The sequence below is a fragment of the Salicola sp. AFF1 genome (assembly GCF_056783195.1).
In genome coordinates this window covers 99,867-111,389 of record NZ_JBXAYL010000001.1, presented here as the reverse complement: position 1 = coordinate 111,389, position 11,523 = coordinate 99,867, and the positions used below count along the sequence as shown (strand labels likewise).

The following is an 11,523-nucleotide window of genomic DNA, read 5'->3' as shown; positions in this document are numbered from 1 at the left end:
GCGCCCATGGACCACGAGACTGAACAACGGATCCTCCAAGCACTGCAGCCTTTTGAAGGACTGCGGCTGATTGTTGCCTTCGGCTCTGTCGCCAAGGGCCGGCAGACACCGGATAGCGATCTGGATGTTGGCGTTCTGGCGCCCCAACCACTGAGCAGCAACCGGAAGATCGCCATGAGCAACGCGCTTGCATTGGCGTTCAACCGGCCCATCGACCTGGTTGACCTTCAAACCGCCGGCCAACCACTGCTCAGTGAGATCATCGCCAACGCCACCCCCATCCATGACGCCGATGACGAATGGGGCAATCTCATCTACCGCAACATCATGGAGAACGAAGACTTCGTTCCCCTGCAACAACGCATCCTCCGGGAGAAGCGCCAGGCATGGCTGAACGGCTGATTGAACAGAAGCTGGAATCGCTGCGACGCTGCGTGGGCCGGGTCCAGGAACGCATTCCCGCGACAAGCGAGGCCCTGGCGGACGACCCGGACAGCCAGGACATTGTCGCCCTCAACCTGACCCGCGCCATCCAGCTCTGCGTGGACATCGCCTCCCACTGGGTATCGCGCCATCCTGAACTTCCCGCTCCCCAGAGCATGGGCGAGTCCTTTGAGCTGCTTACCAGAGCGGGCGTCATTGATCCAACTCTGGCTACCCAACTGCGCCATTCCGTGGGTTTCCGCAACATCATGGTCCACGCCTATGAGGAAGTGGACTGGCGAATCGTTCACGCCATCGGCACCGAACACCTCGACGAATTCCGACAGTTCGCCCGCTCTATCGCAGAAGCCACAGACCTGAGCTGACCCCAGCCGTCTCCATAGCTCCAGATTACCCCCAAGAGATGAAGAAGTTCTCAGACGCTACCGAACACATTTGCTCTCATAGGCTCCCTTGCTATAATTCAGCGTTCAGGCACTGAACGCGCTACGAAAGCGCACCCATTGACGGCAACGGGGGGATACGCCCCGGGGCGGTAGCGTGCCCAGCCGCCTTCCATCCTTGTTGCAACATGCTCACAGACAACGACCGCTACCACCTCCTGCGCACCCTGGCGGACAACCCCAACCTCTCCCAGCGCCAGCTCGCCACCGAGCTCGGCTACAGCCTGGGCAAGCTCAACTATTGCCTCAAGGCCCTCAAGGAGAAGGGATGGATCAAGGCGGAAAATTTCCGCAACAGCCAGAACAAGAGCGCGTACCTGTACAAGCTCACACCAGCAGGCGTGACGGAAAAAGCGCGGGTCACAAGGCGGTTCCTCCAACGCAAACTGGAGGAACACGAACGGATCGAACAGGAAATCGAGGCCCTCAAACAGGAAGTAGCGGCCCAAGCCCCCCAAACCTGAGATGCACACTGTGACCCCAACCATCGCCATCATCGGCCTGGGCTACGTCGGCCTCCCCCTGGCCGTGGAATTCGCCAAGCACTACGCCACCGTCGGCTTCGACATCGACCCAGAGCGCGTTGACCAACTCAAAGACGGCATCGACCGCACACGGGAAGTCACCTCCGAGGAACTGGCCGAAGCCGAGAACATCCAGTACAGCTGCGAGCCGGCCGACCTGAATGAGGCCACCGTCTTCATCGTCACTGTCCCCACGCCCATTGATGCGTTCAAGACCCCGGATCTCACACCCCTGCGGGCCGCCTCAAAGACCGTAGGGCGGGCACTGAAACGCGGCGACACGGTCGTTTTTGAGTCCACCGTCTACCCCGGCGCCACCGAAGAGGCCTGCGTGCCCTTGCTGGAAGCTGAAAGCGGGCTGGTCTTCAACCGGGATTTCACCGTCGGCTACAGCCCCGAGCGCATCAACCCCGGCGACAAGCAGCACCGTCTGCCCACGATTCCCAAGGTCACCTCCGGCTCCACACCAGAGGCGGCCGAGTTCATTGACGGGCTCTACGCCAGCATCATCACCGCCGGCACCCATAAAGCCGCCTCAATCCAGGTGGCGGAAGCGGCCAAGGTCATTGAAAACACCCAGCGGGATGTGAACATCGCCCTGGTCAACGAACTGGCGCTGATCTTCCAGAAGCTGGGCATCGACACCCAACAGGTTCTGGCAGCCGCCGGTACCAAATGGAACTTTCTGCCGTTCCACCCCGGGCTGGTCGGCGGCCACTGCATTGGTGTGGACCCGTACTACCTCACCCACAAGGCCCAGGCCATCGGCCACCACCCGGAGATGATCCTCTCGGGCCGGCGCATCAACGATTCCATGGGCCCGCATGTGGCGGACACCGTCATCAAGCACATGACGCGCAACCGCATCCAGGTGGTGGACTCACGGGTACTGATCATGGGCCTGACCTTCAAGGAAAACTGCCCGGACATCCGCAATACCCGGGTGGTGGATGTGGTGCGCGAGTTTGAAGGCTTCCACGCCAACGTCGACGTCTGGGATCCCTGGGCCGATGCAGAGGAAGTCCGCGACGAATACGGCCTCAACCTCATTCAGGCGCCCCAGAAAGGCGAATACGACGCCATCATCCTCACCGTGGCCCACGATGATTTTCTGGGCGAAGGCGCTGACAAGCTAAGAGCACTGGGCAAGCCCAACCACATTCTGTTTGATGTGAAATACGCGCTGCCAAAAGCAGCGGTCGACGCCCGCTTGTAGCAAAGCGCTCATCTCCAGACTGACAACCTGCAAACCAAAGGTCTTAAACCTGACATGAAAAACTTCGCCCTCATCGGCGCAGCCGGTTTTGTTGCCCCCCGCCACATGAAAGCCATCCATGACACGGGCAACAACCTGGTCGCCGCCCTGGACCCCAACGACTCCGTCGGCATCATCGACAGCTACTTCCCCAATGCCGACTTTTTCACTGAGTTCGAGCGGTTCGACCGGCACTTGGACAAGCTCCACCGGCTGAACAAGGGCAACGAGATCGATTACGTCTCCATCTGCTCACCCAACTACCTGCACGACTCCCACATGCGCTTTGCCCTGCGCACCGGCGCCGACGCCATCTGTGAAAAGCCCATCGTGCTCAACCCCTGGAACATCGACGGGATACAGGAAATCGAGCGGGACACCGGACGCAAGGTGAACACCATCCTCCAGCTCCGGGTGCACCCTTCCATCATTGCCCTGCGCGAGAAGATCCAGAACGAGGCAAGCGACCACAAGCACGACGTGGACCTCACCTACATCACCTCGCGCGGCCACTGGTACACCCAGTCCTGGAAGGGCGACGAGCACAAGTCTGGCGGCATCGCCACCAACATCGGCGTGCACTTCTACGACATGCTCCACTACCTGTTCGGTAAGCTTCAGGCGAACGTGGTGCACCATCGCGAAGACCGCTGCGCCTCGGGTTACCTGGAATACGAAAAGGCCCGAGTCCGCTGGTTCCTCTCCCTGAACTACGAAGACGTACCTGAGGCTGCCAAAAACGACGGCCAACGCACCTTCCGCTCCATCACGGTGGACGGCGAGGAAATCGAATTCTCCGGCGGTTTCGCGGACCTCCATACCCGCAGCTACGAGGGCATCCTCGCCGGCCAGGGCTTCGGACTGGAAGAAAACCGCACCGCCATCGAAACCGTCGCCCACATCCGCGACGCGGAAATTACCAAACCGGAAGGCGATTACCATCCCTTCCTGAACAAATAACGCTCAACGCAGCGATCTGTAATCTATGAACTATCAAGTCCACGACACCGCCATCGTCGATGAAGGCGCCCAGATCGGCGAAGGCTCCCGCATCTGGCACTGGGTCCACATCTGCGGCGGTGCGCAAATCGGCAGGAACTGCTCCTTCGGCCAGAACGTCTTCGTGGGCAACAAGGTCACCATCGGAGACAACTGCAAGGTGCAGAACAACGTCTCCGTGTACGACAACGTGCATCTTGAAGAAGGCGTGTTCTGCGGCCCCAGCATGGTGTTCACCAACGTCTACAACCCGCGCTCGCTCATCGAGCGCAAAGACGAATACGTGGACACCATCGTCCGGAAGGGCGCATCACTGGGCGCCAACTGCACCATTGTCTGCGGTGCTACCGTGGGCGAGTTCGCCTTCATCGGCGCGGGGGCCGTCATCAACAAAGACGTGCCCGCCTACGCCCTGATGGTCGGCGTGCCCGCGAAACAGATCGGCTGGATGAGCGAATACGGCGAACAGCTGGATCTGCCTATGGAAGGCAATGCTGAAACCGCCTGCCCCCATACAGGCGCTCGCTATACACTCAGAGATGGGCGAGTCCAGAAAGAGGATTAAGTCATGCAGATCGATGCCATCTACGACAATGGGTCGGTTAAGCTCCCGGACCACCTCCGGTTCAAACACCAGCGTTTTACGCTGAAAGTGGAGATTCCCGACGAGGAAGTTGCAAGTTCAACGCCGGAACCACAAAGCCAGCGTCCAGAACCGGGCTCAGGTGACATCCGAGATCAGATCCGGGCCATCCTTGGCTCTGACCGTGAGAAGCTGACCACCTCTTCCACTGCCGAAGAGGTGAAGGAAACCTGGTACCAGCACCTGGAGGAAAAACACCTTGGCGGCCGCTGAACATTACATCCTCGACGTCAGCACGCTCATCGATCTCTGGCTGGAAGGAGAAAGCAGTGACGCAACGGCGCAACTGTTCACTGCAAGCCAGTCCGGGGAGGCCCAACTCTGGATCGCAGCCAGCAGCCTGCCTACGCTGGACTACGTTGCCCGTACCCGCATGAAGCAGGCCGGCATTGCCGCGGAACGGGCGAAACAGCATGTCCAAGCCCTAATGAAGGATCTCCTGCAGCGCGTTGGCGTATTGAGCACTCACGGTTTTGAACAAAGCGATGTCTACACCCAGGCCCGAGACTATGAAGACGCCCAGATCGCCGCAGCCGCCCGATCACTGCCAGGACGCAACCCGATACTCGTCACGCTGGACAAAACCTTCGACACCCTGGGCGAACTCAAAGCCCAAACCCCAGCCGAAACTGTAGGAGCGAGCTCCGCTCGCGATTCTGTCGACCCCAGCCCAGACAACCCAATCCCTTTCATAGACCTAGCCGCCCAACAGGCCCGGATCCGCCCCCAGATCGAACAACGCATCGAGAACGTCCTGCGCCACGGCAAGTACATCCTGGGCCCGGAAGTCACGGAACTGGAGGAAAAACTCGCTGCCTACACGGGTGCCAAATACTGCATCTCAGTCGCCAACGGCACCGATGCGCTCCAGATCGCCCAGATGGCGCTGGGTGTGGGCGACGGGGACGAGGTCATCGTGCCCGGCTTCAGCTACATCGCCACCGCGGAAACCCCTGCACTGCTCGGCGCCAAACCGGTCTACGTGGACATTGATCCCCATACCTACAACATGGACCCGGCACTGATCGAAGACGCCATCACTGAACGCACGAAAGCCATCATTCCCGTCTCACTCTACGGCCAGTGCGCGGACTTCGACGCCATCAACGCCATCGCCGAGAAACACAATTTGCCTGTTATTGAGGACGGCGCCCAAAGCTTCGGGGCAACCTACAAGGGCAGGAAATCCTGCAACCTGACCACCATTGGCTGCACCAGCTTCTTCCCGGCCAAGCCACTGGGTTGCTACGGCGACGGTGGCGCCATTTTCACGAATGACGAGGAACTGGCCACCGTCCTCAGGCAGATCGCGCGCCACGGCCAGGACCGGCGCTACCATCATTGCCGGGTTGGGGTGAACAGCCGCCTGGACACGCTGCAGGCCGCAATACTGTTGCCGAAGCTCGACATCCTGGACGAAGAGATCCAGGTCAAACAGGAAGTAGCCGACCACTACACCAATCTTCTCAGTAAGAGCGCACCTAGCGCGCGATCAGACCTCACGACGCCGTACATCGAACCCCACAACCAAAGCGCCTGGGCCCAGTACACCGTCCGTGTAGCAAATAGGGATGAACTTCAGAAAGTTCTAAAAGAAGCAGGCATTCCCACAGCAGTACATTATCCCATCCCTCTACACCAACAACCTGCAGTACAGGAGAGCAATCAAACTCTCCCTGTCAGTGAAAAGGCTGCTAAAAACGTAATGAGCTTGCCAATGGCACCTCAGCTTGCACTCGCTGAACAAAGCCACATCTGTGAAATTCTCACGCCGGAATAAAGAGTGACGGTCTTTCAGAAATTTCCTCACTCAAGAGACGCGCCAAGTTTCACAATTAGAGCTACAAACAACCTTATTCAATAAAAGTTTGGCCGCCGAGACAGTGGCCACCTAATCGACCAGGAAACAATTCATGCCGACCGTATTAGTAACAGGCGCTGGCGGCTACATCGGCAGCGTCCTTGTCCCAAAGCTACTTTCCCATGGCTATCAGGTAAAAGCCATCGATCGGTATTTCTTTGGAGAAGACAAACTCTCGCCGCACGAAGGTCTCGAAATTGTCAAAGAGGACAGCCGGAGGCTTCAGCCGGGGCATTTCGAGGGCATCGACCATGTAATTGACCTCGTAGCAATTTCGAATGACCCAAGCGGCGAGCTCTTTTCAGAACCCACTTGGCAGATCAACCACCAGAGCAGGGCTAAAACAGCCGAAATGGCCAAACAGGCCGGCGTTAAGCGCTACATCCTCCCATCAAGCTGCAGCATCTACGGTTTTCAGGATGATGTTGTGGACGAATCAGCTGGCACAAACCCACTGACCGTCTACGCCAGAGCCAATGAAAAAGCTGAAAATGACACACTCCCTTTGGCGGATGCAGATTTTGTGGTCACAATCATGCGCCAGGCTACCGTATTCGGCTACAGCCCACGGATGCGGTTTGATTTGGCCATTAACGGCATGACTTACGGTGCCTACACCAATAAAACTCTGCCCCTGATGAGGGACGGCTCCCAGTATCGACCGATGCTTCATGTGCAGGATACAACCGACGTCATGGCCCTGTTGCTTCAAGCAGAGCCAGAAAACATCAACGGTGAGATCTTCAACGTGGGCAGCGCCGAAAACACCTATCAACTGGGTGACCTTGGCAAGCGAGTTGCAGCTACTGTTGGTGAACTTCTGGGGGAAACTATTGATATCGAATGGTACGGGGAGCCGGACCGTCGCAGCTACCGGGTTTCGTTTGAAAAACTCGAAACAGCACTCGACTGGAAAGCTTCCCGCACAGCAGAAACAGGCACTCGGGAAATCGTTGAGAAACTTCAGTCAGGTGAATTGGATAAAACCGATCAGACATTGACACTCAACTGGTACCAGGAACTCACCAAGTGGCACAGAATTATCAAGGACATTGAGCGCCACGGTGGCATTCTGAATATCGAATGAGTATTCCAATGAAAGGCATCATTCTGGCGGGCGGCAGTGGCTCACGGCTCCATCCCATTACGAAGGGAGTATCAAAGCAACTACTCCCCATTTATGACAAACCTATGATCTATCATCCCCTGTCCGTACTCATGCTTGCGGGCATACGGGATATCCTTATTATCACGACTCCAGAAGACCAACGTAGTTTCCAGTCCCTTCTCGGTGATGGAAGCCAATTCGGAATCAATCTAAACTATGCCAAGCAGAACTCACCGGATGGTCTGGCTCAAGCATTCACGATCGGCGCATCTTTCATTGGTAATGATCCTGTCTGTCTGGTCCTAGGGGATAATATCTTCTATGGGCAGGGTTTCACCCCAAAGCTCCAACAGGCCGCTAACCGAAAAACCGGCGCTACCGTATTTGGTTATCAGGTAAAGGATCCAGAACGCTTCGGTGTAGTTGCATTTGACCAGAACCAAAAAGCTATTTCGATAGAAGAGAAACCCAAGCATCCTAAATCCCATTATGCAGTCACCGGCCTCTACTTTTACGACAACGACGTCGTCGAAATTGCGCGTACAGTGCGCCCTTCCGCCAGAGGCGAGCTTGAGATAACGTCTGTAAACGAAGCCTACCTCTCTCGCGGCGACCTTAACGTTGAACTGCTTGGCCGCGGTTTCGCTTGGCTCGATACCGGAACTCATGAGAGTTTACTCGAAGCAGCTCAATTTGTAGAAACCATCCAAAAACGTCAGGGATATAAAATCGCATGTCTCGAAGAGATTGCGTTCAATCAAGGTTGGCTCAGCATAGCTTCACTCGAACAGCAAGCCCAAAATCTCAATAAGAATGGTTACGGTGAGTATTTACAAGCATTGATTTCCGACAATATCTAAGAACAACCGTCAATTTTTCCTTTTCTTGAAATGCAAGCTATATCATGCTGCGTTAAACCGCCTTTATTAAATAATAACTAATACAACTACACCAAAACAGAAGCATCCGAAAAGCATCAAATAAATCAATACTTTTTATCGCGCACATCTTCCGTCTTCGCTAATCACCACGAATTATTAGAGAGCTAAAATGGCTTACCTTTCAGAGAACGAGCTAAAGTCATTAAACTTCAAAAAATTAGGAAAAAACGTAAAAATAAGCGACAAGGCCAGCATTTACGATGCTGAAAGAATAGAGATAGGTGACAACTCCCGAATCGACGATTTCTGTGTAATCTCCGGAAATGTAAAAATCGGCTGTTACTGTCACATTACTACGATGTGCCTCATCGCAGGGGGTGAACCTGGAATTCACCTTTCAGATTTCTGCACCTTGGCATATGGCGTAAAAGTATTTGCTCAATCTGACGACTACAGCGGACAAACCATGGTGAATTCTTTAATTCCAAAAAAATACAAAAATGAGTACCTAGCCAAGGTCACATTAGGCCATCAGGTAATCGTTGGAGCGGACTCTATAATCTTTCCCGGTGTAGAAGTTGCGGATGGTTGTTCAATAGGCGCAATGACCCTTATAAATAAAAGCACCACTCCATGGGGTATATACGCCGGCACCCCCGCTGAACGGATTAAGGAACGAAACAAAGATATTCTGGACCTTGAAAAACAATTCCTGCAGGAGGCTAGTCGGTGATACCTTTTAATCGGCCTCCAGCCACTGGTAATGAAAAGACCTTTGTATTTAAAGCACTTAATAGCCAAAACATGTCTGGTGATGGTTTTTTTAGTAAAAAATGCCAATCGTGGTTTGAGGAAACACTCCCTACAAGTAAGGCATTACTCACTCCCTCATGTACCGCAGCACTTGAACTGGCCGCGCTCCTGATCGATATCAAGCCTGGCGATGAGGTTATAATGCCCAGCTACACCTTCGTCAGTACAGCGAATGCTTTTGTGCTGCGTGGAGCAAGGATTATCTTCGTTGATATCCGGCCAGATACCATGAATATCGACGAACAGTTGATTGAGCCGGCTGTCTCAGAAAACACTCGAGCAATCGTCCCCGTCCACTACGCCGGTGTGGGATGTGAAATGGATACGATAATGGACATTGCCAAACGCCATAACCTCTGGGTAGTCGAAGATGCAGCCCAAGGAATGAAGAGCACTTATAACGGGGAGGCACTAGGTACTATTGGGCATTTGGGCGCATTTAGTTTTCATGAAACCAAAAACTATACCAGCGGTGGTGAGGGTGGCCTACTCATCGTCAACGATGACAGGTTTAAAGAGCAAGCCGAAATAATTCGCGAGAAGGGAACCAACCGTAGCCAATTTTTCCGTGGTATGGTCGATAAATATCAATGGGTTGATATGGGAAGCAGCTATCTACCCACCGAGCTACAGGCTGCATACCTTTGGGGTCAGCTCGAGCAAGCCAACGAAATCAATGACAACCGCTTAGCAGCTTGGAAGCGCTATTATGACGCCTTATTGCCCTTGCACGAAACAGGTAAGATCATTCTCCCAGTGATTCCCGAAGTCTGCACTCACAACGCCCATATGTTCTACGTCAAAACCCGGAATCTTGAAGAACGGCAAGCCCTTCTCTCACACCTGAGAACTAACGAAATTATCGCAGCTTTCCATTATGTTCCCTTACACAGCTCAAAAGCCGGCAAACAATTCGGTCGGTTTGAAGGGAATGACCGTTATACAACGCAGGAAAGCGAACGACTAATTCGACTACCAATATGGTTTGGGATGAGTAATGAAGAACAGAAGTCAGTGATTACTGCAGTTCGAGATTTTTTTAGTGACGCCTAAGAAAATTGTACAATTCGCCATTGGGCCAGTGGGTGGAGCTATATTTTCAGTTCTTACCCTACCCATAATTACTTGGTATTTCACCCAAGGGGATGTTGGTCGTTTAATGATGCTTCAAATGGCTGTAAGTTTTACGGCCCTCGTATTTACCTTCGGCCTTGACCGTTCCTACGTCCGAGAATTTCACAACACTTCTGATAAAGCATTTCTCCTTAAAAATACGCTAATCCCACCACTAGCAATTTTACTGGGGGTCAGCATCCTTTTGCTTATAATCGCCCCAACTTATATAAGTGAACTGCTTTTTGGTACAAGAGATAGTACTTTAAGCGCTTTTGTGAGCGCCACATTAATATCAGCCCTTCTCACTCGTTTTTTCTCACTCACTCTTCGCATGAATGAAAGGGGTATCGCTTTTTCCCTCAGCCAACTTCTTCCGAAGTGCATATTATTATTGGTCGTTATTTATTATATAGTTTCCGGTACATCTAAAAACCTAACCGCACTTATACTTGCCCAAACCATAGCATATGTATCAGTTTGCATTATCTTTTCGTGGAACACTCGGCAAGACTGGCTACCAAGTCTCAGAAGCCGGCTGGAGCTGAGCACACTTAGATCATTGCTTAAATTCGGCTTTCCTTTGGTATTTGGTGGTCTTGCTTATTGGGGCCTTACTGCAAGTGACAAGGTATTTTTACGAGCAATCTCCGATTATGAAGAGTTAGGTTTATATTCAGTTGCCGTCCGGTTCGCAGCAGCTGCAACTATTTTACAAAGCGTATTTTCAACAGTCTGGATACCGACAGTCTATAAGTGGGAAAAAGAAGGTGAGAGCTTCGAAAAAATCGATCCCGTAATGCGTTATGTTCTTTTGTGTGTAATTGTACTATTTTGTTTGGCTGGTCTTTTTTCCTGGATTTTAAACTTTATAATTCCAAGCCAGTACGCAGAGGTGCAGTTTTTGGTGATAGCATGCCTATCTTACCCCCTTCTCTACACATTATCTGAAACCACCGTTGTAGGAATCAATATTTCCAGGAACACTTCTTTTGCGATGCTAGCATCGGTGCTAGCACTAGCACTTAACCTTTTGGGTAACTGGTTTCTGATTCCAGAATATGGGGCATCAGGCGCAGCGATAAGTAGCTCAATCGCTTTTTTCGCATTCTTTATCTTCAGAACAGAGTTCTCATCGTATCTTTGGAGAAAGATACCCAAAAAAACCGTCTATATTTATACCTTTCTTCTCACTTCTGGTGCAATTTTCACAAACGCACCAACCGTAAATACACAGCTTATCTCGATATTATTTTGGGCTTTAATTTTTGCAAGCACTTTTATCATATTTAAAAAAGAATATGCAGAGACCTTTCGGTTTCTCCTAAAAAGAGCGGAGCGACTTATTAACTCGCAGCAAAGGTTTACTCAATAAGCCTCAAAAAATAAAGCCAAAACCAGAACACTCTTGCTTATGCAATCTTCGACCTTAAATAAAA

At 52.7% G+C, this 11,523-nt stretch carries 13 protein-coding genes; all 13 read left to right on the top strand.

The window, feature by feature from the left end; translation table 11 throughout:
- The first annotated feature begins 6 nt into the window (after positions 1 to 6).
- The 13 genes from mntA (at position 7) to AC1RQI_RS00550 (ending at position 11,459) form a co-directional block, all read left to right on the top strand.
- On the top strand, positions 7 to 402 hold the full coding sequence (gene mntA / locus AC1RQI_RS00610) for a type VII toxin-antitoxin system MntA family adenylyltransferase antitoxin (RefSeq protein WP_481903234.1): 396 nt from the start codon (positions 7 to 9) through the stop codon (positions 400 to 402).
- Positions 387 to 809 (top strand): type VII toxin-antitoxin system HepT family RNase toxin, encoded by a 423-nt coding sequence (gene hepT / locus AC1RQI_RS00605; protein ID WP_481903233.1) that lies wholly within the window; start codon positions 387 to 389, stop codon positions 807 to 809. Before mntA ends, hepT begins: the two co-directional genes overlap by 16 nt.
- Positions 810 to 1,015: 206 nt before the next feature.
- Positions 1,016 to 1,351 (top strand): MarR family EPS-associated transcriptional regulator, encoded by a 336-nt coding sequence (locus tag AC1RQI_RS00600; RefSeq protein ID WP_481903232.1) that lies wholly within the window; start codon positions 1,016 to 1,018, stop codon positions 1,349 to 1,351.
- 1 nt (position 1,352) lies between these two features.
- Positions 1,353 to 2,627 (top strand): Vi polysaccharide biosynthesis UDP-N-acetylglucosamine C-6 dehydrogenase TviB, encoded by a 1,275-nt coding sequence (gene tviB, locus AC1RQI_RS00595; RefSeq protein ID WP_481903231.1) that lies wholly within the window; start codon positions 1,353 to 1,355, stop codon positions 2,625 to 2,627.
- Positions 2,628 to 2,681: 54 nt separating this feature from the next.
- Positions 2,682 to 3,626, top strand: coding sequence for a Gfo/Idh/MocA family protein (locus tag AC1RQI_RS00590; protein WP_481903230.1), 945 nt, complete (start codon positions 2,682 to 2,684; stop codon positions 3,624 to 3,626).
- Positions 3,627 to 3,651: 25 nt separating this feature from the next.
- Complete coding sequence (locus AC1RQI_RS00585; RefSeq protein WP_481903229.1) at positions 3,652 to 4,230, top strand: acyltransferase; 579 nt, start codon at positions 3,652 to 3,654, stop codon at positions 4,228 to 4,230.
- Positions 4,231 to 4,233: 3 nt separating this feature from the next.
- Positions 4,234 to 4,521, top strand: coding sequence for a hypothetical protein (locus AC1RQI_RS00580; protein ID WP_481903228.1), 288 nt, complete (start codon positions 4,234 to 4,236; stop codon positions 4,519 to 4,521).
- Complete coding sequence (locus AC1RQI_RS00575) at positions 4,508 to 6,088, top strand: aminotransferase class I/II-fold pyridoxal phosphate-dependent enzyme (RefSeq protein WP_481903227.1); 1,581 nt, start codon at positions 4,508 to 4,510, stop codon at positions 6,086 to 6,088. Before AC1RQI_RS00580 ends, AC1RQI_RS00575 begins: the two co-directional genes overlap by 14 nt.
- 133 nt (positions 6,089 to 6,221) lie before the next feature.
- Positions 6,222 to 7,256: an NAD-dependent epimerase/dehydratase family protein gene (locus AC1RQI_RS00570; RefSeq protein ID WP_481903226.1), complete on the top strand. Its 1,035-nt coding sequence runs from the start codon at positions 6,222 to 6,224 to the stop codon at positions 7,254 to 7,256.
- A gap of 8 nt (positions 7,257 to 7,264) precedes the next feature.
- Positions 7,265 to 8,137: a glucose-1-phosphate thymidylyltransferase RfbA gene (gene rfbA / locus AC1RQI_RS00565; RefSeq protein WP_481903225.1), complete on the top strand. Its 873-nt coding sequence runs from the start codon at positions 7,265 to 7,267 to the stop codon at positions 8,135 to 8,137.
- A gap of 190 nt (positions 8,138 to 8,327) precedes the next feature.
- Positions 8,328 to 8,891, top strand: a complete 564-nt coding sequence (locus tag AC1RQI_RS00560) for an acyltransferase (protein WP_481903224.1) — start codon at positions 8,328 to 8,330, stop codon at positions 8,889 to 8,891.
- Positions 8,888 to 10,024, top strand: a complete 1,137-nt coding sequence (rffA, locus tag AC1RQI_RS00555; protein WP_481903223.1) for a dTDP-4-amino-4,6-dideoxygalactose transaminase — start codon at positions 8,888 to 8,890, stop codon at positions 10,022 to 10,024. Before AC1RQI_RS00560 ends, rffA begins: the two co-directional genes overlap by 4 nt.
- Positions 10,014 to 11,459, top strand: a complete 1,446-nt coding sequence (locus AC1RQI_RS00550; protein WP_481903222.1) for a lipopolysaccharide biosynthesis protein — start codon at positions 10,014 to 10,016, stop codon at positions 11,457 to 11,459. Before rffA ends, AC1RQI_RS00550 begins: the two co-directional genes overlap by 11 nt.
- Positions 11,460 to 11,523 lie beyond the last annotated feature (64 nt).